Annotated in this window: 23 protein-coding genes; 5 read left to right on the top strand and 18 right to left on the bottom strand. The window is 63.7% G+C overall.

The annotated features are described in order from the left end of the window. Positions 1–359: 359 nt before the first annotated feature. The 4 genes from ABLA28_RS00245 to ABLA28_RS00230 form a co-directional block, all read right to left on the bottom strand. On the bottom strand, positions 360–1259 hold the full coding sequence (locus tag ABLA28_RS00245; protein ID WP_347712026.1) for a dihydrodipicolinate synthase family protein: 900 nt from the start codon (positions 1257–1259) through the stop codon (positions 360–362). Between the two features lie 30 nt (positions 1260–1289). Next, the gene (locus ABLA28_RS00240) at positions 1290–2459 is read right to left on the bottom strand and encodes a pyridoxal phosphate-dependent aminotransferase (RefSeq protein WP_347712025.1); all 1170 of its coding nucleotides are present in this window, start codon (positions 2457–2459) and stop codon (positions 1290–1292) included. A gap of 24 nt (positions 2460–2483) precedes the next feature. After that, positions 2484–3704: a dicarboxylate/amino acid:cation symporter gene (locus ABLA28_RS00235; RefSeq protein WP_299302977.1), complete on the bottom strand. Its 1221-nt coding sequence runs from the start codon at positions 3702–3704 to the stop codon at positions 2484–2486. 71 nt (positions 3705–3775) lie between these two features. Beyond that, positions 3776–4462 (bottom strand): 4-carboxy-4-hydroxy-2-oxoadipate aldolase/oxaloacetate decarboxylase, encoded by a 687-nt coding sequence (locus ABLA28_RS00230; protein WP_347712024.1) that lies wholly within the window; start codon positions 4460–4462, stop codon positions 3776–3778. Between the two features lie 146 nt (positions 4463–4608). Between ABLA28_RS00230 and ABLA28_RS00225 the strand changes: the two genes are divergently transcribed. Further along, positions 4609–5502, top strand: coding sequence for a LysR family transcriptional regulator (locus tag ABLA28_RS00225; protein WP_347712023.1), 894 nt, complete (start codon positions 4609–4611; stop codon positions 5500–5502). A 60-nt stretch (positions 5503–5562) separates the two neighbouring features. On the opposite strand, the gene ABLA28_RS00220 is transcribed toward ABLA28_RS00225, so the two are convergent. The 11 genes from ABLA28_RS00220 to ABLA28_RS00170 all read right to left on the bottom strand — a co-directional run bounded on the left by ABLA28_RS00220 (position 5563) and on the right by ABLA28_RS00170 (position 15209). After that, positions 5563–6135 (bottom strand): DNA-3-methyladenine glycosylase I, encoded by a 573-nt coding sequence (locus tag ABLA28_RS00220; protein WP_347712022.1) that lies wholly within the window; start codon positions 6133–6135, stop codon positions 5563–5565. A 37-nt stretch (positions 6136–6172) separates the two neighbouring features. After that, the gene (locus ABLA28_RS00215) at positions 6173–7036 is read right to left on the bottom strand and encodes a hypothetical protein (RefSeq protein ID WP_347712021.1); all 864 of its coding nucleotides are present in this window, start codon (positions 7034–7036) and stop codon (positions 6173–6175) included. Then, positions 7024–7809 (bottom strand): ribonuclease III, encoded by a 786-nt coding sequence (rnc, locus tag ABLA28_RS00210; protein ID WP_347712020.1) that lies wholly within the window; start codon positions 7807–7809, stop codon positions 7024–7026. The genes ABLA28_RS00215 and rnc overlap by 13 nt, the downstream gene beginning before the upstream one ends. Next, positions 7766–9001 carry a beta-ketoacyl-ACP synthase II gene (gene fabF, locus ABLA28_RS00205; RefSeq protein ID WP_347712019.1) on the bottom strand — a complete coding sequence of 412 codons (1236 nt, stop codon included), beginning with the start codon at positions 8999–9001 and terminating at the stop codon, positions 7766–7768. Before fabF ends, rnc begins: the two co-directional genes overlap by 44 nt. A gap of 158 nt (positions 9002–9159) precedes the next feature. Beyond that, the gene (acpP, locus tag ABLA28_RS00200) at positions 9160–9411 is read right to left on the bottom strand and encodes an acyl carrier protein (RefSeq protein ID WP_299298189.1); all 252 of its coding nucleotides are present in this window, start codon (positions 9409–9411) and stop codon (positions 9160–9162) included. 30 nt (positions 9412–9441) lie between these two features. Beyond that, positions 9442–10182: a 3-oxoacyl-[acyl-carrier-protein] reductase gene (gene fabG, locus ABLA28_RS00195; RefSeq protein ID WP_347712018.1), complete on the bottom strand. Its 741-nt coding sequence runs from the start codon at positions 10180–10182 to the stop codon at positions 9442–9444. Then, positions 10182–11126, bottom strand: coding sequence for an ACP S-malonyltransferase (fabD, locus tag ABLA28_RS00190; RefSeq protein WP_314717728.1), 945 nt, complete (start codon positions 11124–11126; stop codon positions 10182–10184). The genes fabG and fabD overlap by 1 nt, the downstream gene beginning before the upstream one ends. Positions 11127–11229: 103 nt before the next feature. Then, positions 11230–12189: a nitronate monooxygenase gene (locus tag ABLA28_RS00185; RefSeq protein WP_347712017.1), complete on the bottom strand. Its 960-nt coding sequence runs from the start codon at positions 12187–12189 to the stop codon at positions 11230–11232. A gap of 48 nt (positions 12190–12237) precedes the next feature. Continuing rightward, a complete protein-coding gene (gene plsX, locus ABLA28_RS00180) occupies positions 12238–13239 on the bottom strand; it encodes a phosphate acyltransferase PlsX (protein WP_347712046.1) in 1002 nt (333 codons plus the stop codon). Positions 13240–13413: 174 nt separating this feature from the next. Next, a complete protein-coding gene (fapR, locus tag ABLA28_RS00175; protein ID WP_299298206.1) occupies positions 13414–13980 on the bottom strand; it encodes a transcription factor FapR in 567 nt (188 codons plus the stop codon). A gap of 479 nt (positions 13981–14459) precedes the next feature. After that, the gene (locus tag ABLA28_RS00170) at positions 14460–15209 is read right to left on the bottom strand and encodes a hypothetical protein (protein WP_347712016.1); all 750 of its coding nucleotides are present in this window, start codon (positions 15207–15209) and stop codon (positions 14460–14462) included. 557 nt (positions 15210–15766) lie between these two features. Here ABLA28_RS00170 and ABLA28_RS00165 point away from each other — a divergent pair. From ABLA28_RS00165 to der, 4 genes are all read left to right on the top strand, one after another. Continuing rightward, positions 15767–17398 carry a tetratricopeptide repeat protein gene (locus ABLA28_RS00165; protein WP_347712015.1) on the top strand — a complete coding sequence of 544 codons (1632 nt, stop codon included), beginning with the start codon at positions 15767–15769 and terminating at the stop codon, positions 17396–17398. Between the two features lie 74 nt (positions 17399–17472). Beyond that, positions 17473–18135, top strand: a complete 663-nt coding sequence (locus ABLA28_RS00160; protein WP_347712014.1) for a lactate utilization protein — start codon at positions 17473–17475, stop codon at positions 18133–18135. Between the two features lie 61 nt (positions 18136–18196). Continuing rightward, positions 18197–19192, top strand: coding sequence for an asparaginase domain-containing protein (locus tag ABLA28_RS00155; protein ID WP_347712013.1), 996 nt, complete (start codon positions 18197–18199; stop codon positions 19190–19192). A 1-nt stretch (position 19193) separates the two neighbouring features. Next, positions 19194–20510 (top strand): ribosome biogenesis GTPase Der, encoded by a 1317-nt coding sequence (gene der / locus ABLA28_RS00150; protein ID WP_347712012.1) that lies wholly within the window; start codon positions 19194–19196, stop codon positions 20508–20510. Positions 20511–20596: 86 nt separating this feature from the next. Here the strand turns inward: der and ABLA28_RS00145 are convergent, their stop codons facing one another. From ABLA28_RS00145 to cbiM, 3 genes are read right to left on the bottom strand one after another with little or no spacing between them, the layout of a single operon-like run. After that, a complete protein-coding gene (locus ABLA28_RS00145; RefSeq protein ID WP_299298166.1) occupies positions 20597–21409 on the bottom strand; it encodes an energy-coupling factor ABC transporter ATP-binding protein in 813 nt (270 codons plus the stop codon). 2 nt (positions 21410–21411) lie between these two features. Beyond that, complete coding sequence (locus ABLA28_RS00140) at positions 21412–22161, bottom strand: energy-coupling factor transporter transmembrane component T (protein ID WP_299298164.1); 750 nt, start codon at positions 22159–22161, stop codon at positions 21412–21414. A gap of 7 nt (positions 22162–22168) precedes the next feature. Continuing rightward, positions 22169–22777 carry a cobalt transporter CbiM gene (cbiM, locus tag ABLA28_RS00135; protein ID WP_299298163.1) on the bottom strand — a complete coding sequence of 203 codons (609 nt, stop codon included), beginning with the start codon at positions 22775–22777 and terminating at the stop codon, positions 22169–22171. Positions 22778–22780: the final 3 nt, after the last annotated feature.

The raw sequence follows: 22780 nt of genomic DNA, 5'->3' as shown, positions 1-22780 counted from the left end.
CGGCTCCGTTTATTGTAGCATCCGTTGGAGCACCGGGCCGTAGGGTCACCATCCGCTCCTGAACCACCGCCGCCTCGTGAATATGCAACAGACCGGAAGCAGCCAGAGATAGACGGCACAGGGAAGGGTACCGGCCGACACGCCCGGCATCGTCAGCGGTACGGGATGGCCCCCCATTTTTATACAGGATGCCTTGGGACATTCCTTCAAGGAAGCGCCGATCAAGACGAAGGGGAGCGGCCATCCTTGCCCGGCCGCTCCCCCAAGCTACTTCACAAACATCCTTAAAAGCTGCGTCTCACCGCGGAAAAGCATGGACGGAGAAATATTGGGACATCCAGTGATCCGTCTCTGCACTCTCACCGATACTTTCCCAACAGGCCCAGTTTTTCGATCTCATCACGAATTTCACGCACTACCGCCTCACATGCCGGCTGGATAGGCAGGCGCGGCACGCCGCCATAGAACCCCGCCAGGTCCATCGCGGCTTTCATCCCTCCAATGCCGTAGCGTGCGGTCACACAGGAGTTCAGATGCAAAAGGCTCAATTGAATTTTCCGGGCGCTCTCGACCTCTCCTTTGCGGCAAAGCGCATACAGTTCGGCACAGAGGTCAGGCGCTACATTAGCCACAGCCAGGGTGCCGCCACATCCGCCCAGCAGCGTGGTGGCGAAAAGATAGCTTCCGGATCCGGCAAAGACCGAAAAGCCCTCTGACGCCCCCGCGATGATCTCGGCAATCTGGACGATATTGCCTCCGGAGTCCTTGACCCCGACGATATTGGGATGCGCGGAGAGGCGTACGACCAATCCGGAGGAAAGGTTGATGCCGCTGTTGCCCGGCATGTTGTAGACCATGACGGGGACCGGGCAGGCGTCGGCTACGGCGCAGAAGAACTTCTCGAGCGTCCCCTCGTTCAGGTCGCGCTTGTAGTAGCTGGGGTTGATCACGAGGGCGGCATCGGCTCCGCGATCGGCCGCAGCCTTGCTCAATTCGATAGTCTCCTTCAATGACTCGCACCCGGTTCCGGCGATCAGAAGTTTATTTGGAGAGATCCCCTTACGAATGGCCGAGATCAGGTCCAGCTTCTCCTGGCCGGAGAGCATCGCGAATTCCCCGTTGCTTCCCAAGGCGACAATACCGGCAAGACCCGTTCGGTCGAACTTTGTCAGATTCTCGGCAAACTTTCCGAAGTCGATGGCTCCATCGGCGCCAAAGGGCGTTGCAATAGGAGCGAAGACTCCCTCAATCTTCTTCATGATCCGTTTTCCTCCTTGTCTCCTTGTCCGCTAGACCACGAGGGCCCTTCTCATCCTTTCGACCGCCTCGAGCAAGTTTGCCATGGAGGTGGCGTAGGTCAGGCGGATGTTCTTTCGTGCCGCCTCTCCGAACGCCTGCCCCGGGGTCACCGCGACATGGGCCTCTGAAATCAGGTATTCCGCGATTTGCCAGGAGTCATAGTCCTTGTAGTCGACCTCCGGGAAAAAGTAAAAAGCACCCTCCGGCAGAGGACAGCGGACCCCCGGGATAGAATTGAGGGCCTCCGCAATCCGTCTCCGGCGCTTATCATACTCCTGCCGCATCGTCTTGACGCAGTCCTGAGGCCCCTGCAGGGCCTCCGTTGCCGCGGTCTGCCCAAACGAAGCCGCGCAGGTGACGACATGCTGCTGCACCTTCAAAATTTGCTCGGATAGAACGGACGGGGCCGCCAGATAGCCGATCCTCCATCCGGTCATCGCATAAGCTTTGGACATCCCATTGACGACAACGGTCCGATCGCGCATCTCGGGCAGCGTTGCAATGCTGACATGACGATGCCCATCGTAGACCAAATGTTCGTAGATCTCATCGCTGATCACCCAAAGATCATGCTTCAAGGCCACTTCGCGAATCACCTGGAGCTCTTCGGGACCAAGGACCCGGCCCGTAGGATTGTTAGGTGAATTGATTAAGATAGCCTTCGTACGCGGCGTGATTTTTCGCTCCAGCAATGTGGAGCGGACGGCGAAGTTATCGGCGGGAGAAAGGGACACGGCAACGGGGCGTCCGCCAATAAGTTCGATCAGCGGGCGGTAGCTGACCCATGCGGGTTCAAGATAGAGCACCTCGTCTCCCGGGTCCAGAAGGGACTCCAGAGCGATATAGAGCGCCAGTTTGCCGCTGGCCGTCGCGACGATCTCCCTGTCGGGGTCGTAGGAGAGTCCGTTCTCGCGGGAGAGCTTTTCCGCGATGGCCTTGCGGAACGCGGGGATGCCCTGGCTGGCGACATAGTGGGTCTGCCCGCCGCGTATGGCCTCGACCCCCGCATCCACGATATGGCGGGGAGTATCAAAGTCGGGGTCACCACCCCCGAGGTTAACGACATTCACGCCCTGCTGCTGGAGAGACCGGGCCCGATCCGATATGGCCACGGTGCTGGAACCCTTCAAGGCCCCAATCTTCTGTGAAAAATTCGGCATGGAAAGGCCTCCTTTTCCATGGAGTCAATCACTATCGAAAACGCTGCGATCCAACTGGCCCAGCCTGGACGCACAGACGGTACTTCCCACCAGGTCTCCGGTAATATTCGCCGTCGTGTGGGCAATATCAATAATCGGCCATATGGCGGCAAGGATGGGGATCAGGGAAAGCGGCAGGCCCAGCGTTTCCAGAAGGACCGTGGACATGACGATACCCGCTCCCTTCACACCTGCCGCTCCAATCGAAAGGAGCAATCCCAGATAGACGATCTGAAAAAGCAATCCCGGCGTAATGGAGACCTGAAAGAGATCCAGCGCGAAGACCGCGATAACCCCTATCGCGACGGCCATTCCGTTCATGTTGACGGTATTCCCCAAGGGAAGCGCAAAGCCGTAAATTGGTTCCGGCAATCCCAGCTTCTCCTCGGCAACCTGCATCGAAACAGGCAGCGTGGCTGCACTGGAGGTGGTTGTAGCGGCAACCAGCATGGCGGGAAAAATATGACGAAAGAAGCGCAGGACAGGCACCGAGAAGAATCTGAGAATCGGAGGATAAATCACGAGCAGGACAATTCCCACTGCAATGTAGTCCGCCAGGATGAACTTTAGAACGGCAGACATCATTTTATCGCCAATGGTCCCGACAAGAATGGCAACAAGGGCAAAGATACCGTAAGGGGCGAACTTCATGACAAAGTCCGTTATCTGGATCATGACCTCCGCCCCCTCTTGAAGGAAGCGCCTGAAGTTTTCCGTTTTTTTATCCAGGAGCAACAACGCAATCCCGACGATCAGAGAAAAGAAAATGATCTGGAGCATATTAGCGTTGGCCATTGCCTCGACGGGATTGGTAGGAATCCAGTTGAGAATCGATGCAACAACCGAGTAGCTCGCTGCCTTGATTTCGCCGACTGTGCCCAGAATGCCTTCGGCACCGATTCCCGGCCTTATTACAAGGGCCACGGCACAACCTACGGCAGCAGCCAAAAGTGACGAAAGGAGATAATAGGTCACGACGAAGCCTCCGACCCGGCGCAGGTTGGACGGGCTCCCCATCTTAGTGACGCCGGAGGAGAGAGTGAAAAAGACAAGCGGAACAATCAGCATACGCAACAGACGTATAAAAACATCTCCCAATGGCTGAAGAATCTCGGCCTTGGGACCGGCGACCCAGCCGACAACGATGCCCAGGAGAAGCATGACAAAAATTTTTTTATGCAGCGCCAATCCGGACCAGTATTTCATATTTTCCACACTCCTTTTATCCTTTTCGATTTTTCGCAGGAAGCGGAACGAATGAAGACAGGGGAACGTGGTTATGCCTTATACCTTCTGAAGGACGACAGATTAAGTCTTTCGGCAACGGGAAGAAGATCCAAGAGGTCGAACAAAGACTCCCCGTCATGAATTTTCTGGAGCAGTAACGATTCTTTATGCGCCACCGCTTCGGCCGATTCCGCAACGAGATCGGCCATTGCCGCCGGGACGACAACAACCCCATCCGCATCGCCGACAACGATATCCCCGGGTGAGACGCTGACACCGCCACAGGCGATCGGAACATTCACCGAGCCAGGCGAGTCCTTAAATCCACCCATAGGGGAAATTCCGGCCGAAAATACGGGAAAATCCATGGCAATGATTTCCAGCTTGTCACGGACTCCCCCGTCCATGACAAGACCCCCCAGAGATTTCTTCTTGGCCATGGCCGTCATCAGGGCTCCCCACAGTCCGGTATCGCGAAAACCGCAGGCATCGACAACAAGCACGTCACCAGGATGAGCCATCTCAAGCGCTACATGGCACATGAGGTTATCTGCCCTGTAGGTCTGCACCGTCAATGCAGGACCCGAAAGACGCATGGCATCGCTTAAGGGTTTGATCGAGCTGTGAACACAGCCGAACCGACCCAGCGCATCCCCGATTGCAGGCACCGACAGACGCCCCAAGCGCTGGATCGTCTCAGCGGAGACGATTTCGACCCGATCGTTGATTCTGAACATCGTCTTAGTCCTCCTGCGCAATGGAATAGGCGAGATGTGCACGTCTCCCCTTCAGGATAACGTATAGATGTAAAATTGAAAAACAACAATACGTTATACTATATATAAATATTTTTTATATTTTTGAGGGGAAGGAAGGAATTGAAGTGAACGAGCGAGGCATGGAGGCCTTCACCGCCATAGTGATGGGACAAACCCTGGGGCGCGCGGCAGAATTACTGAACCTGACGCAATCGGCTGTGAGTCATCGCCTTAAAGATTTGGAAGCAGAATTGGGCGCAATCCTGATCGACCGCCGAAAGGGGCTGAAAGCGATTCGCCTGACTCCGGCAGGTCAAGACTTTTTACCCTTGGCAATGCAGTGGCAGGAGCTTCATGGAAAGGTGGCCGGTTTCGCTTCCAAGGTTCCGGCTCACGCCCTGAGAATCGGCAGTGTCGACAGCATGAACAATCACATTTTGCCTCCTCTGTTTCAAGCGCTGAGAGAAAACGAGCCTCCCGTATTCTGCGAAGTTTCGACCAGCAATTCTGCCGTCCTCTATCACAAGATCGAAAGCCGGGAGGTGGATGTCGCTTTCGTACTACAAGAACTGCATTTTCCCTACGTAGCGGCGAAGCCTTTTACCCGAGAGCGCATGTTGGTGTTACGTACCGGCCGCGATAACCTTCCGGAAGAGGTCCGAGCCGAGGATCTGGAACCTCGTTTCGAGCTGCGTTTTCCGTGGGCCAGCCCCTATCAGCTCTGGCACGATAGAGTCTGGCCCCCTGAAGAAGTGGGCGAGCTTTCCGTGGACACTCTCCTTTTGATACGCAATCTGCTCCGGGATGAGCGCCAGTGGGCCATCATTCCCGAGTCATCCATCCCCTTCATGCTGGAACGCAATCTTAAAGTCCAGGCTCTGATTCCCCCGCCTCCAGACCGTTTGAGCTACAAGCTGACTCATCGCTATCCGAAAAGCACGACCGTCGAGGCTTTGGAAATCCTGGATCATTTGATCACAAAACTGGACTTCGTCAATGCTTACGCCGGACTGCTGTAGTTCGGCGTATATTTTAGAACCCTTGAGCGCCCTGCCCGCAGACGGCCCGGAGTTGCGGAATCACTCCCCGACCCTTCGGAACGCGCAGGAGACCAGGTGATCGTTCACCATGCCCGTCGCCTGCATGAAGGCGTAGACGATCGTCGGGCCGACGAAGCCGAACCCCAGGCGCTTCAAATCCCGGCTGATGCGCTCGGACAGAGGGGTCCGGGCCGGAATCTCGCCCGCCTCGCGCCACGCGTTGACCAGGGGCGTGAAGTCCACGTAGCGCCACAGAAAGTCGTCCAGCGTCCCGTGCTCCTCCCGCAGTCTCAAGTAGGCCCTCGCGTTCCGGACCATCGTCCGGATCTTCAGCCGGTTCCGGATGATGCCCTCCGTCTCCATGAGCTCGGCAATTTTCCGCTCGTCGTATTCGGCCACGATCAGGGGATCGAAGTCGTCGAACGCCGTCCGGAGCGCTCCCATCTTGAACAGGATGGTGGACCAGCTGAGCCCGGCCTGCATCCCCTCCAGGCAGAGCATCCCAAAGAGGCCCTGCTCGTCGTGCAGCGGAACGCCCCACACCCGGTCGTGATACGCACGCTCCAGCGGGCTTCGATCCGCCCATGGGCAGCGAATGATCTCTCCGTCCATCTTCATTCCTCCGCTCCGAATCGGTCCGTCCCCATCGTCATCGCCGCGGCCTGGCCGGCGGGGGAAGGGGCTTCGTCGTACTCTTGAGCCACAGGGAGATGTACTGGTCGTGCAGAAAAGCGGGGTAGTCCTGCGTCAGAGGGGGACGTCCGAACGAGAAGACCTCCGGACGGGACTCCAGGAGGCGGCGCAGCGCCTTGGGCGTTCCTCCGTCCATGACGGCCGTCACCTTCCCCTCCTTCCTGCGGTCGAGCTCCTGGATCAGGAGTTCCTGTTCCTTTCCCTTGCTCCACGCGGCCCAGTCGGCGGAGGCGGGACGCTCGATCCGGCAGCCCGCGGCCTCGAGAAGGGCCCCGCTGTACCCCGTCAGGTCGTACACGGGGATGTCCCGCAGAATCTGTCGCCCCGCGAGCACGGATCCGGAAAGCCGCGCCTGGAACTCCGCCAGACGGCGCTGATAATAGGGGTAGTTCGCGGGGTCCCAGTCCGCAAGCACGGTCAGCACGCGCTGGGCGACGAAGGGAAGCACCGACGGGTCCGAGAGCGCGGCGTCGATCTGCGGCGTCTCGATGGGAAACGGCAGGTACAGCGCCCTGAAATTGGGAAACTTGCCGGCATCCAGCCGGACACGGCGGGCATCGTCGGAATCGAGCGCCATGACCCGGGCGTCCTTGCTCAGGGAACGAAGCGTCCTCCCCCGCGCGGCCGGCACGGCGTCCCCGTTCGGGTTCCACTCCAGGAGCGGCGCGACCGCGACGTTCGGGCCGCCGATGAAGGAGGTCAGCAGGGCCAGCCAGGGCAGGGTCACGACGACATTCAGCACCTCGGCCCCGGCGCGGATCGGCAGAGTCAGAAGGAAGGCAAGAAGGAGGAGAAGCCTCAGCCCCCTCACGGAGGACACACCCCGCCTTCGTTTTCCGCCGCATCGAGGTCCTGCAGAACCAGCCCGGCGGCCAGCTCCTCCGCCTCCCTGCGGCTCGCCCCGACCGCGACGCGGTCGGCGTTCCCCACCCGGAGCCGGACCTGGAAATGGGGGGAATGGGACGGGCCGGAGACCGAGACGACCTCGTAGTGCGGGATCCCAAGGTCCCGGGCCTGCAGCAGGATTTGGAGGCGGGACTTGGCGTCCAGCTCCGCGCCGTCCTCCCCGGCGGCATCCGGGCCGCCGAAAAACAGGCGGCGCACCACGCGCTCCGCCTCCGGGACGCCGCCGTCCAGACAGACGGCCCCGATCAGGGCCTCCAGGGCGTCCTCGCAGAGGGAGGGCGGGAGGTCCCGATTCCGCATGGACCGGCCGAAGAGAAGGGCCCCCGCGAGGTTCAGGGACTCGGCCCTGCGGCAGAGGGAGGCCCCGCAGACCAGCGCCGAACGCATCTGCGAGAGCTCGCCCTCGGTCGCGTCCGGGTGCCGCTCGAACAGGATGCGCGCGACAAGGAAGCTCAGGACGGAGTCCCCCAGGAACTCCAGGCGCTCGTTGCTGAGCGACAGGCCGTGTTCGTGGGCGAACGAGGAATGACAGAGGGCCTCCTCCAGAAGCCCTCCGTCCTTGAAGCGGTAACCCAGCGTCTCCTGGAGCCCTTCCAGGTCTCGCCGGGCGAGCCGGGCGGCGTCCCCCTGACGGAGGTACGGCTCAAACGAAACGCTGAAAGGCGAGGACCCCGTTGTGCCCGCCAAACCCAAAGCTGTTCACCAGCATCCGGTCCACCTTCTTCTCCACGCCCCGGCCCGTCGAGAGGTTGATGTCGCACTCGGGATCGGGGGTCGTGTAGTTCAGGGTGGGATGGATATAGCCCTGCTCGATGGCCTGGAAGGAGGCGATGGTCTCGAGCGCCCCGGCAGCGCCCAGGCAGTGCCCGATCATGGACTTCGTGGAGGTGACGACGACGTCCTTCGCCCGCTCTCCGAAGACCTTGTGCACCATCATGGACTCCATCTTGTCGTTCAGCCCGGTGGAGGTCCCGTGGGCATTGACGTAGTCCACCTGCTCGGGGGACCAGCCGGCCATCCTCATGGCGTGTCTCGTGGCGTAGAGGGCGCCCTCGGCCTCGGGATCCGGCGCCGTGATGTGGCCGGCGTCGCAGGACGTGCCGTACCCCACAAACTCCCCGTAGATATGTGCTCCCCGGGCCCTTGCGTGCTCCAGCTCCTCGAGGACCAGCACCCCGGCCCCCTCGCCCATGACGAACCCGTCGCGGTCCTTGTCGAAGGGACGGCTGGCCGTCTCGGGGGAGTCCATACGGGTGGACAGCGCCTTCATGGAGGCAAAGCCCGCGATGCTGATGGCACGCAGCGCGGCCTCGGTGCCGCCCGCCAGAATGACGTCCGCGTCGTCGCGGACGATCGTGTGATAGGCCTCGCCCAGGCTGTGCAGCGAGGTCGCGCAGGCCGTCACAATGCAGAGGTTCGGCCCCTTGGCCCCGTGCACGATGGCCACGTAGGCCGTCGACATGTTGCTGATCATCATCGGGATGAAGTACGGGCTGACCCGGCGGGAGCCCTTCTCCATCATCGTCTTGAAGTTGTTGAACGAGGTCTCGATGCCGCCCTGCCCCGTTCCGATGTAGACCCCGAAACGATAGGGGTCCATGCTTTTGGTGTCCAGCTTCGCGTCCTCCACCGCCAGCTTCGAGGCGGCCACCGCAAACTGGATCGCCCGGTCGGAGCGCTTGGCCTCCTTGCCGTCCATCCACCGCGTCGGGTCGAAGTCCTTGATCTCGGCGCCGAACGTCACGGGGCAGTCCCCCAGCTCGAACGTCGTAATGGGGCCGACCCCGTTCCTCCCCTCCCGGAGCGCCTTCCAGTAGGCGTCCTTCCCCGTGGCGATGGGGCTTATGGGCCCAAGGCCCGTAACGACCACTCTTCTCATCTTCGTTTCACTCCCTGGCCGTGCCGTTCTATACGATAACGCCCGCCGCACGAAAGGGGGCGGGCCGCAGTTCTCATATTCCAATCATTCGACAGCCGTCTCGGTCCGCAGATTCAATAACGGGGGGAAGGCGTTCCTCCCCCCCTCGGACAACGGCGTTACTCGTCAACCCCGATCTTGCTCAGCGTGTAGCTCAGCGCCTCGCCCACCGAGGTGAGCTTCTCGGCGTCCTCATCGGGGATCTCGATGTCGAACTCCTCCTCGATGCCCATGATCAGCTCCACGATATCCAGGGAATCGGCGCCCAGATCCTCCACGAACGTCGCCTCCGGGACGATCTGATCCTCCTCGACGTCAAGACGCTCCGTGATGATCTCCTTCAGCCTGGAAAGGACTTCCTCCTTCTTCATTGTTCCTCACCTCCCTCCAGCAATATATCCTTAACACATCGTCATTCCGCCGTCAACCGCCAGGACCTGACCGGTGACGTAGGAACTCTCCTCAGAGGCAAAAAAGGCCACGGCCCGCGCCACGTCCTCGGGCGCCCCCATGCGTCCCAGGGGGATCTGCCCCAGGATCGCCTCCCGGACCTGCTCCTTCAAGACGCCGGTCATGTCGGTTCCGATGAATCCCGGAGCCACGACGTTGACCGTCACGCCACGCGCGGCGTACTCCCGCGCCACGGACCGGGAGAAACCGATCAGCCCCGCCTTGGACGCGCTGTAATTGGCCTGCCCGGCGTTGCCGACCAGCCCCACGACCGAGGCGATGCTGACGACGCGCCCCCACCGGGCCTTCGCCATGCCCCGGATGGCTGACTGCGTGCAGTAGAACGCGGAGTTCAGGTTGGCCGCCAGCACGGCGTCCCAGTCCTCGCTCTTCATGCGCATCAGCAGGTTGTCACGCGTGATCCCCGCGTTGTTGACGAGGATCTCGACCGGGCCCATCCCGGCCTCGACGGCCTTGAACAGGGCCTCGACCTGGAAGCGGTCCGAGACGTCGGCCCTGAAGGCCGAGGCTCGCGCGCCCAGCGCCGCCAGTTCGCCGCAGAGCGCCTCTGCGGCCTCCGCGCTGGCGTTGTAGTTCACCGCGACGTCGCACCCGTTTTTTCCCAGGGCCAGGGCGATGGCGCGGCCAATCCCGCGCGAGCCCCCCGTGACCAGGGCCAGACGGCGCGCCATCAGGCGGACCTCAGGGCCGCGGCCATGGCCTCCAGCGTCTCGGGCGTCCCGGCGGCCATCAGGTTCAGCCCCTTGCGTATCCTCTTGTTCAGGCCGCAGAGCACCTCGCCGGGCCCCAGCTCCAGGAACGTGTCCACGCCGTCGTCGGCCATGAAGGCCACCGAGTCCGACCACAGCACGGGACTGAAGGTCTGCGCATAGAGCGCCGCCTTGATGTCGGCAACCGTCGACACGGGCCTCGCGCTCACGTTGGCCACGATCGGCCAGCGCGGATCGGACCATGCGTACGTCTCGAACTGCGCCTTAAGCTTCTCGGCCGCCGGCATCATCAGGCGGCTATGGAACGGGGCGCTGACGTTCAGCATCACGGCCTTGCGGGCCCCGCGGGCCTTGGCGGCGGCAACCGCCCTGTCGACGTACTCCGCGATGCCCGAGATGACAACCTGCCCCGGCGAGTTGAAGTTCGCCGCCTGGCACTCCTCGTTCGGGGCGACCTCCCTGCACACCGCGACGATGTCGGCAGGCTCCAGCCCCATGACCGCGGCCATCGCCCCAACGCCCTCCGGCGCGGACTCCTGCATCCAGCGGCCCCGCTTGTTCACGAGGTCCACCGCGTCGCGGAACGCCAGGACGCCCGAGGCCACCAGGGCCGTGTACTCGCCCAGGCTGTGCCCGGCCCCGCAGGCGGGGGACAGCTTCACGTCCAGCTCGTTCTCCAGGGCCCGGAGCGCGGCGACGCTCGTCGTCATGATGGCGGGCTGCGTGTTGGCCGTGAGCTTGAGGGTCTCGTCCGGCCCCTCGAAGATCAGGCGCGCAAGATGCTGGGACAGGGCGTCGTCGGCCTCGTCGAAGACGGCCCTGGCCGAGGGGAAGGCCTCGTAGAGGGCCTTGCCCATCCCCACCTCCTGAGCCCCCTGCCCGGGAAAACACAGTGCGTATTTCATATGAGTCGGTACCTCCCAAATGTCACAACTGCTCGTCGTTCCTTACGGGACGCGTTGAACCCGACGATCGAATCCGACAAAGGGACCTCGAGGGGCCTCCGCCCTATTCGGGGTCGACGTCGCAGCATCCCTGAATTTTTTGCAGAACGTCCCGCGCCTCGCCGAAGAGCCGCTCGACGATCCGGCGTGCGGGCAGGATATCGTTCACCATCGCCGCGGACTGCCCCGACATCAGGGACCCCCAGTCGGTGTCGCCGTCCACGACCGCGCTGCGCAGGCGTCCCGTGCCGAGCTTCTCGATCTCCTCCAGAGGCGCCAGACGCGCGTCCAGTTTGTCGAACTCCGCGGTCAGCTTGTTGCGCAGGCATCGGACGGGATGCCCCGTGCGCTGGCCCGTCACCGACGTGCTCCGGTCCCGGGCGTCCAGGACCGCCTGCTTGAAGTTTTGGTGCACGGTGCACTCCGTGCAGCAGATGAAGCGCGTCCCCAGCTGCACGCCCTCGGCCCCCAGGGCGAAGGCTGCGGCGACCCCGCGCCCATCCGCGATGCCGCCGGCGGCGATGACGGGGATCTTGACGGCCTCCGCGATCTGCGGCACCAGGACCATCGTCGTCAGCTCCCCGATGTGTCCCCCGGCCTCCATGCCCTCCGCCACGACGGCGTCCGCCCCCTGCTTCTCGACGCGGCGCGCCTGCGAGACGGACGCGATGACCGGGACGACGATCGTCCCCAGCGGTTTCAGGCGCTCCAGCACCTTTCCGGGGCTGCCCGCCCCGGTCGTGACGATCGGAAGCCTGTGCCTGGCCGCCAGTTCCAGGGCGTCCGACGCCGTCGGGGACATCAGCATGATGTTGAGCCCGAAGGGCCGGTCCGTCAGGCCCTTCGCCTTGAGGATCTCCTGATCCAGGATCTCCGGCGGGGTCGCCGCCGCGGCGATGACTCCGATGCCGCCGGCATTGCTCACGGCCGCCGCCAGGGCGGCATTGGCCACCCAGGCCATGCCCCCCTGCAGAAGCGGATATTCCGTCCCCAGCAACTTGCATACGCGGTTGTTTACGATCATGAAATCCCTTCACCTCGATCCAGGGGACAGGCCCCTTTTAGCGAAAAATCAGTGCAGTTCCTTGCCCAGCTCCTCACGGATCTGCTCCACGCCCTCACCGACAATGAAGTTCCGGGCGGCCGAAAGCGCCCCCAGAACGGCCGGGGCCTTCGAGCGGCCATGGGCCTTGATGACCGTCCCCTTGACGCCCAACAAGGGGGTCCCCCCGTATCTCTCGTAGTTGAAACGCGCCCAGAGCGACTTGACCATGGGGACCATGAAGAGCATCCCGAGCTTCGGAAGGATGCGCCGTCCCACCTCCTGGCCGATGATGGACTTGGCCCCGTGCATGAGCCCCTCGCCGAACTTGAGGATCACGTTGCCCATGAAGCCGTCGCAGACCACCACGTCCGCATGTCCCCAGGCGATGTCGTCGCCCTCGACGTACCCCTTAAAGTTGAGGGAACTCTCCGCGATCAGGGCGCGCGCCCCGGCCACGGACTCGTCGCCCTTGATCTCCTCCGTGCCGTTCGAGAGGAGCGCCACCTCGGGGTTCCGCACGCCCAGGATCTTCCTGGAGTAGACGCTGCCCATCAGGGCGAACTGGTAGAGGTTCTCCGGCTTGCAGCGCACATTGGCCCCGACGTCCAGAAGAAAGGTGCAGCGCTCGATGGTCGGCAGGGGCGCACCCAGGGCCGGGCGGTCGATGCCCGCCAGACGCCCCACCACCAGCACCCCCCCCGCGACGATCGCGCCGGTGTTCCCGGCGGAGACGCAGCCCTGAGCCTCTCCGCTGCGCACCATCTCCATCGCGACGCGCAGGCTGGAGTTCCGCTTCCTGCGGATGGCGACGGCAGGCTGCTCATCCATCTCGATGATCTCGGGAGCGTGAACGACCCCAAGCCGCGCCCGCACCTCCGAGGATGCGGCCTCGAGATGCGGGAGGATCCTCCCCTCGTCCCCCGTCAGCACGACCTCCAGATCGGGGAAGGCCTTGCAGGCGTCTATCGCCCCCTTGCAGATCTCGTGCGGGGCGTTGTCCCCTCCCATCGCATCCAGAGCTACGGTCATTTTTTTCATTATATGGACACAGTCCCCTTATTCTCTTAGAAGGATTTTCGCTTCGCTTGGAATCCATTTCCCCATTCCGGGGACGACCGGAACGAAGGCAACCTACAACGGTACATCCGGCGCCGCCTCGCGTCCTTTGCGGATTCGGGAGTGGGCGCACGGGCGCTCTTCCGCTCAGCCGCCCCGAACCTCGACGATGAAGCGCCCGACGAAGATCTCCTTGTCCCCCACCCGGGTACGGACGCTGACGATGCGCCGCCCGTCGCGGCCCACCCCCATCTTGGCCCGGGCGATCAGGGTATCGCCCACAAGGGCGTGTCCCTTGTACTCCCCCCGCATGGAATCCACGATGACGACCTCGGCCTCCACCGCGGCGACCGCTATCGAGCTGGCCTGGGCATAGATGTAGTGATCCCAGATGATGTCCGTGGACCGGAAGGCCATCTCCCGCGTGGTGCGCAGGACGGAGAGCGCCCAGCGGTCGGGCTCCAGCTCCAGCAGCTCCCCCACGATCTCGCTTCGGCTCAGGGAGCGCAGCTTGCTGTTCGCCTGCTGCGCCATGCAGCGCACCCGCTCGCGCAGCTCCGGGACGCCCATCAGGGCGCGGTCCAGACGCACCGTGCTGACACTCACGCCCAACGTGGCCGCGAGCTCCCGGTCCGTAGCCATCGGATTACCCTCGATAATCCTGGCAAGGCGCTCCTGGCGCAGCTTTTTGGTGAGCCCGGCAAATTTGGCGATCTTAATGTTTTTCGTGCTTTCCGCGGTCTTGATGGCAGACGCCCCCGTTTCGGGATACCCCGCTCCTCCGGCAGACAGATCCAATTCCACAAACAGGCCCTCACCCTCCCGATGTTGGCCGGTGGCGAGATCCGAAGGAGGATGACAAACCGAACTTAGCACCAGGTATCAATAGCTGTTACGCTGACCTGAGTTGCAGTATAGGGGTGCCGGGCCCGATCGTCAAGAGCCGAACGACGACCCGATCTCCGCGTCGTCCGATGAAGGAAAGGCAACCCTGAGATTCTACATATCTCGGTCCCGGCAGAGACCGCTTCGAGGGACGCGCGCCCCCACGGAGAAGACGCGGCGCCGGCTCTTTCCCAAGCAGGCGCCGCGCTTGTTCAAGACAACACCGATGCACCCCATGACGGAAGCGCTTTTGCCTCCGCCCCCACAGTCACCGGACGGGCGCGGCCAAAGAGCCCTCCGCCTCGCCGCTACCCGGCCGCGGGGACCTCCACCGTCACCTCGCGCTCCTGGATCTTCTCCGTATCCCCCCAGTCCTTCGGGGACGCGACGGAGAGCTCCGTGAGGTTGAGCGTGGTCCCATCATCGGAGACCGACTGCAAGACGTAGCTCCTCGTCCCGTCGGCCGCCTTCAGGACCGTCTCCGCCCCAACCGCCGCGTCGTACAGCACGGCGGAGAGCCACAGCGACACCCCCTGAAAGGCGCCGCTTTTGGTATCACGGACGTCGTCTATTCGGGTAAAGGCAAAGCGGTGCGGGCCGACCCAGGCCAGTCCGCCGCGCAGCCCCGGGAATCCGGGCCCCTTCTCCATCCCCTTGCCGTCAACCGTGAAGAGCGTGAAGAACATGTCGGGGCGCGCTCCGCCGGTGACGAGCACCAGCCGCCCGCCGTCGGGGCTCCAGACCAGGTCCTGATACTCCTCCCGGGCGTCGAGGGGGATGAACGCCACGCTCCTCCCGTCCGGGCCAAAGAAGAAAACCCCGGTCTCCTCCTTTTGGACGGCCTCGGACGTCTCGCTCCCCACCACACACCAGAGGGCGATGCCGTTCTCGATCCCGTCGGGAACCTGATGGACCTCACAGTCCAATGCCATCCCCCCGCGGGTCACGCGCCCGTTCTCGAGGGCGAAGCCCGTCGGGACGGGAATCGGCGCAGCCGCCGCGGCGCCCGCCAAAAACAACGCCAGAACACAGAACACCACCATGCCGTATCGTTTCATTCTCTCCAACCGTCCTTCCATCTCCGACTTGATCCGGCCTGTTCGCCGGCGATCTTCAGGGACCTGTCTCCCTATGCCAGGGAGAGTATAGCCCACTTATACTTCCCGTTCCACCTGCAGGGCTTCGTGACCGCCTGGAAGGCTGCGTGGCGGTCCTTCGCCATGATGGCGTCGGGGCCGAATCACGAGCCCGTCGCCGTCGTGATCGACGAGGACCTTCCACAGGGAAGGGGGAGGACCTTCCGGATGAACTGGAAATCGTCGCAGATCAGGCAGATCTCGCCATCGCAGTTCAACATTGTTCCTCCACAGACGGGAGCGACCATGCCCTCGTTTCAGAATACCCCAAACTTCGAAGGCCCAAGCCGCAAACAGGGCAATGGACAGAATCCATCACCAGGTATCAATCGCCGTTACGCCGATCTGAATTGCGGTGCGGGGGCTTCCGCCCCCGCAGTCAAAGCCATGGGAGCGAAGCGAGCGGCTGCCGAAAGACTCTCCTATTGTTGTTGCCAACTCCGAAATATGTTGATAAACTTGGATCGAGGTGAGACGTTTTGAGACAAGATCTGGAAGAATGGCTGAAGGGGAACACCGACAAACTGAAGAGGCTGGAGGCGTCCGGAAAGTACTCCGGCCTGCCGGTCGTTCGTCTTGCAGCGTCCTCCGAAGCGTCCTTCAGGCCCGTTCCCGAGGACTCCACGGCGCTTCAGGCCGACGAAGCCTCTCCGGCGGCCGAGGGGAAGCCTGCTGCCGAATTCGACGATTCGCCCGAGTTTCCCCAGGAGGAAGCCTCGCCTTCCGACATCCGGGAAGGGGATCCCGCCTCCTCGTCATCTTCTTCTCCATCCCATTCTCAGGGGCCTGCCGAACCTCCGCTCATCCCCTCGGAGGAGGTGGTTCGCCCCGAGCCGGACAAGCTCGCCGTCACTCCGGAGCGAGAGGAACGGGAGAGCTCCCCCCTCACGGAGGACCTCGCGTTTCAGGAGGGGAAAAAAGAAAAAAAGGAAGAGGAAAAAATGGACGAAGCGATTCTTCCGACGAACGACGGGGAGGATGGGCCTCCCGAGGAGATCGGCGGGGACATATCGACCGATGCTCCATCCCGGGAAGCCCCCGAGGATAGGACGGTCCCCTCGGAGCCGTCTCCTCCCAATGAGGAGACGGACGCCGCCCCGGAGCCCGAGGGCCGTGAAGCCGACCATGCCGCGCACCTGCGCCGCGTCACTCATACGAGGAGGGCGGCGGTGGAGTCCTCGAGTCCCGGGCAGGTCCCGCAGCGCCGGATGAGGCTTGCCCTGCTCTGTACCGTCGCGATCCTGGTGCTGGGGACGACCTTCGCCCTGTACCGCCATATCCAGAACAATTCTCAGAGCGCCATCGCCCAGGAGGCCCAAACCCTCTACGACGAGGGGCGCTATGACGAGGCCATGGCCTCCTATCAGCGGGGGTTCGATCGCTACCCCGATTCCCGGGAGTTCCTGTTGGGGCTGGCGCGCTCCTCCGTGAGGGCGGGCCAGCCGGACCAGGCCCTGACGGCGTGGCGCCTTTACCTCGACCAGATCCCCGAGGAGGATAAGCCCGATCGGGCCCAGGCGCTCTACGAGATCGGCCGCCTTTATGCCCAGAAGAGGGCCCCGGACAAGGCGATAGAACACCTGGTCCAGTCCTCGAACCTGGATCCGACCCGCTATGATACGCACTTCGCACTGGGACGCCTGCTCGAGGAGCGGAACAGGCCGGCCGAGGCCTTGAACGCCTATCGCCACGCCCTGGAGCTCCGTCCCTCCTCCCAGGAGGCCCTCGATGCCGTGAAACGCGTCGCAGGGCTGGTCGTCGATCAACCCGTCTCGACGCGAGGGCCGGATCGGGAATACGAGAAGCACCTCGAGGTGGGGGCCGTGGCCCTGAACCTGAAACGCTATGACGACGCCCTGTCCCACTTCAATCAGGCCCTGTCGATCAAAAGCGACGACGAACGGCCGTGGCTGGGGCTCGTGGGCGTTCATCAGGGCAAGGGGAACGATGCCGAGGCCCTGAAGCTTCTGCAGGACGCTCAAAAGCTTCTCCCCGACAGCGTGACCATCGGAGCGAAGATCGACGAGTTGAACCAGAAGCCGAAAAAAAAGGAGAAGCCTGCATCGGCCTCCCCGGCGAGGCGCAGGAAGAAATCCGTCGAAAAACAGTAAAACACCGATCGAGACAAGGGCGCATACCGGTCCGAGGGGGGCTGGGCCCAAACGACACCGAGGGGGGACGGCAAATGACAAGGCTGGCGTCAAATCCGTTCGAGGCCGCCAGAATTGAAGCTCACGAGGCCTTGGCGAGTACGGTGACCAGGGCATTGAGCAAGAAGGGCTACGAGGCCGTTTTTGCTCCTACGAAGGAGGACGCCCTGGCGGAGGTGCTGAAGCTGATTCCGGAGGGCGCCGTCGTCGGCGTCCCGGGCACGGTGACCATCCGGGAGATCGGGGCCATGGAAAAGCTCGCCGAGCGGGGCTGCACGATCCGCCACCACTGGAACCCGAGACTCACCCCGGAGGAGCGGATGCAGACACTGATGGACGAGTACTGCGCGGACTACTTCCTCACCAGCGCCAACGCGGTCACCCGGGACGGGATGATCGTGAATATCGACGGCAACGGGAACCGGGTCAGCGCCATGGCCTGGGGGCGCAATGTCCTGATCTTCGTCATCGGGGTCAACAAGGTTGCGGGCTCGCTGGAGGAGGCCATAAACCGCGCCCGGACCGCGACGCCTCCCAACGTCCTTCGGCTGAACGGGAACACACCCTGCATCCGGACGGGCCATTGCGTCGACTGCGATTCTCCGTCCCGCGTCTGCCGGGCGCTCCTGATTCTGGAGCGCCCGACCATGGGGAGAAGGACACACGTCATCATGGTGGGGGAAAGCCTGGGGTACTGACCCCGCTCCACCCCCGCACGAAACCGGGCCATCCGCCCGGCAGAGAGGAAAGACAGGCATCATGCAAAACCGAGACAAGATAGCGCTCATCCTGGCCGGGGGGCAGATCGCCCATCGCAGGAAGGAAAGCGCCAGGGAAAGAATTCCGCTGAAGTGGGAGGAACTGAAGACGTTTCTCCCGGAGGAGCTTCACGAGGAGATTGCGCCGCAGGAGTGGAGCTTTCAGCCGCTCTCGCACTATACGCTGCGGATGTGCAGCGATCTCGTCCAGCTGGCCGCCTCCCAGGTCAAGGAGGGGGCGAAGGGCGTCGTCGTAACCTGCGGCACGCAGGCCCTGACGGAGCTGGCCTACTTCGCGGACCTCGTCTGGAGCTTTCCGCAGCCCCTCGTCTTCACGGCATCCATCTTCAACGCGGGGGTGCCCGGCAGCGAGACCGCCCTGCACCTCGCCCAATCCGTTCAGGCGGCCCTCTCCGAGACCTGTTGGGGACAGGGGGCCATCGTCTGCGTCCAGGACGCGCTCTACACGGCCGCCGATTTCATCCACTTCTCCAACTCCAGCCGCTCCGGCTTCCTCTCCTTCCCCAGCGGCCCGCTGAGCATCTTTTCGGAGCCCTCGGGGGACCTGATCCCCCTGAGGTCCCCCAGACGCGGCAAGGTCCTGGACGTCGAAACCGTACCCGCGCGCGTCATCGAGATCGTCGACGCCTCGCTGGGCGGAGGGGACGTCATCCTGAACGCCCTGCTGGACAAGCGCATCGAGGAGGTGGAGGGGCTTGTCGTCGCCGGGTTCGGCAACGGGGAGGTTCCCCCATCCTGGGTCCCGCTCCTCCGAAAAATCCTCCGCACCGACATCCCCGTGGTCCTGACCTCCCGCTGTCCCGCCGGCTGCATTCAGGCCTATACCGACTTCGAGGGCAGCGCCGCGCACCTCCTGGAGATGGGGCTGCTCAGCGGCGGCGGCCTCTCGCCCCTCCAGGCCCGCATCCGCCTCGCCCTCGCCCTGGGCTCCGGCCTCAAGAGCAAGGACTTGAGCGACTACATGCAGGACTCGTGACATGGCCCTCATCGCCATAATAGGCCGTCCCAACGTCGGCAAGTCCTCCCTGTTCAACCGCCTGATCGGACGCCGGGAGGCCATCGTCGACGACACGCCCGGCGTCACCCGGGACCGCATCTACGGTTCGGCGGAGTGGCGCGGCAAATCCTTTTACGTCGTGGACACGGGGGGCATCCTCGGCGAGGAAAGCGCCTTCAGCGCGGGGATCGAGGCCCATGTCAACGAGGCCATATCGGAGTGCGACATTCTCCTGATGGTCGTCGACGGACACGTGGGGATCACCGCGGCCGACGAGAGCGTGGCGCACCTGCTGCGCCGCAGCCGAAAGCCCGTCGTGGTCGCCGTCAACAAGATGGACGACCTCAAGCACGAGGTGCACGTCATGGACGCCTTCTCCCTGGGGTTCGAGCACGTGGTGGGGGTCAGCGCCCTCCACAAGCGCAACCTGGAGGACCTGCTGGACCTGCTTGCCGGCCTGCTGCCGGAGGAGGCGGAAGGGCCCCGGGACGAGGACGAGATCCGCCTCTCCATCGTGGGGAAGCCCAACGTGGGCAAGTCCAGCCTGCTGAACCGCTTGGCGGGGGCCGAGCGTTCGCTGGTGAGCCCTCTGGCGGGGACGACGCGCGACCCCGTCGATACCTCCGTCGTCATGGATGGCCGGAGGTTCCGGCTGATCGACACCGCGGGCCTGCGCCGGAGGGGCCGCATGGACAGCGCCCTCGAATATTACTCCTTCGTGCGGACCCTGGCTGCCGTGGACCGTTCCGACGTCGCGCTGCTGCTGATGGACGCCTCCGACCCCTGCACGGATATGGACAAGAAGGCCGCCGCGCACGCGGTGGAGAAGGGCAAGGGGCTGATCCTGATCCTGAACAAATGGGACCTCGTCTCCTCCCGGGATCGTCCCGGGGATACGATGACGAAACGGATACGCGAGGACCTGCCCTTCCTGACCTGGGCGCCGATCCTCTTCACCTCCGCCCTGAACGGGCGGGGCGTCGGCAAGATCGCCCAGGCCGCCGTCAACGTGTTCGAGAACCGCCGGCGGCGCATCCCGACCAACGCCCTGAACCGACTGATGCGCGACGTTCTGGCCTTCGACCGCCTCCCCTCCGGCAGAAGGGGCAAGGCGCTCAGGATCTACTACTGCCTCCAGTCCGGGGTGGAGCCGCCCACCTTCGTCTTCTTCGTCAACGACCCCGGCATCGTGGACACGGCCTTCGAAAACCACGTCAAAAAGGAGCTCCGCGCCCTGGAGAACTTCACGGGATCGCCCTTGCGGGTGTTCTGGCGCGGCAAGGAGCAGGAAGGATAAGCCAAAAAACAAGAGCGCCCGCCCCTCGAATGAAGGGGCGGGCGCTTCGTAGGGTTATCCACTCATCTCCCCGACGTTGCGGGGGCTCAGCGGGAACAGCGCAGGGGCAGCTCGAGTCCGTTTTGCCGAAGCAGCGCCTCGTCCCCGAGTATCGTCTCGAGGTCCCCATCCGCGGCGACGCGCCCGTCGAACAGCACGACGGCCCGGCCGCACACGTCCAGGGCCATGTCGAGGTCGTGGGTCGCCAGGATGAGGGGCTTATCCAGCTCCCGAAGCACCTCGATCACCCGGCGGCGGGCCCTCGGGTCCAGGGCCGCGGAGGGTTCGTCCAGCACCACGATCTCCGGCCGCATGACCAGGATTCCCGCCAGAGCCGCCATGCGCTTCTCCCCGCCCGAGAGGCGGTGAGGCGGCCGCTCGGCCAGATGTCCGACGTTCAGGGACTCCAACACCTCCCGGGCCCTCGCATGGGCCTCCTCGGCGGGTACCCCGTGCGCAACCGGCCCGAAGGCCACGTCCTCTACGACCTGCGGCATGAAAAGCTGGTCGTCGGGGTCCTGAAAGATCAGACCGACGGCCTCGCGCAGACGCTTCAGGTCCTTCCCGACGGGAACGCCCTCCAGCGACACCGTCCCCGTCTGCGCGGCGATGCAGCCCGCCAGATGGAGCATGAGGGTGGACTTGCCCGAGCCGTTGGGCCCCACCAGCGCGAGCTTCTCCCCCCTTCCCAGCGTGAAGGAGACGCCGTTCAGGGCACGATGTCCGTCGGGGTAGGCGTAGCAAAGGCCGCAGACCTCGAGAGGCGCTCCGGCGGAAGCGACCGTCTCCGGCGCCGCCGGGGACGACGCGCTGCGGACCGCGTCCGCGCCCGTTGAATCCCGATTCATCTCCCGACTCATCCTCAGGGCCTCCAGACGAGGGAAAACGACAGGATGACCGCGACGTTCAGAGCAAACAGCAGGCAGAACAGGACGTCCCGCCCCTGCCAGCACAGAGGCCGGCCCTGGCAGAACCCCGCCATTCCCCCGCGGCACCGGATCGCGAGCATCATCCGCTCCGAGCGCTCCGAGCCGTGCACCAGCGTCGTCCCGAGCATGCAGGCGAAGGTCCTGCACATCGGGATCCCCTTTAAGTCGGGCCCCCGAAGCTGCACAGCCCGCACCATCGTCCCCGCCCGCTCCGCCAGGATGAAGATGCAGCGCGTGGAGAGCAGCAGCAGGATCCGCAGTTTCTCGGGGACCCTCAGGCGGGCCAGAACGCCGTCCACCCTCCCCACGCCCAGCGAGAGAACCATCCGGCTCAGCAGGACCGAGATCAGGTTCAGTTTGAGCAGAATGAGGCCGGCAAACCTCAGCCCCGCAGCGGAGAAGGGCCCCCAGAAGCGCTCGCCGGGATAGGTCAGCATCAGGAGCAGGGCGATGAACGCCCCCACGGCGTTCAGGTGCAGCAGTTCCCTCGCCAGAGGGCCGGGCTCGCCCAGGAAGAACAGGACCAGTACGACCGGCACGCCGCAGAGCAGGGCCGGAAACGACCGCACGGAGGCCAGGACAAAGGCCAGAACAAGGGCGCAGAGCACACGTCCCCGCGGGTCGAAGCGGTCCAGCCCCGTCGGCGTGGCCTCGGCCCGAAGGGCGCTCGTATCGAGCTGCATTCCCCCGCTATCGCTCCACGCCCATCAAAAGGTCCGGGGCGGCGCGCTTCATATAGGCGACCATGAAGGCCGTGATGGCCCCCTCGATCAGGGCGAAGGGGATATGGGCGAGGAAGACGGTGTTGGCGATGACCGACAGGTTGGTGTCCGTCCCGCGCAGAAATATCTCCACCCCCAGGGCACAGAGCATGACGGCCAGGAAGCCGGCCAGGAAGGCGAGCACGAATGCCGCCCTACCGCTGCTTCTGCGGATCGGGGCGGCGAACAGCAGATAGGCGGCGAGCGCGGGGACCGCGACATCCACCGTGTTCACCCCCAGGACGACAAGCCCTCCGAACTGGAACAACAGGGCCTGGAGGACCAGGGCGACCATCACGGCAGGAAAGGCCGACCATCCCAGGACCAGCCCCATCGGGGCGATGAGGGAGAGGTGGGTCGAGCTCGGAGGGATCGGAACGTTGATCAGGGAGGCCAGGAAGAACGCCGACGAGAAGAACGCGACGCGCACGATCTTGTCGGCGTCGAGCTTCTTCAGCCCAATCGCCGTTCCGACCCCGGCGATGGCCCATCCCGCGGTCAGCATCTGAGAGGAGAGCATACCCTCGCTGATGTGCATGGA

The sequence above is a fragment of the uncultured Fretibacterium sp. genome (assembly GCF_963544685.1).
GTDB lineage: Bacteria > Synergistota > Synergistia > Synergistales > Aminobacteriaceae > CAJPSE01.
This window is presented reverse-complemented; position numbering and strand designations above follow the sequence as displayed.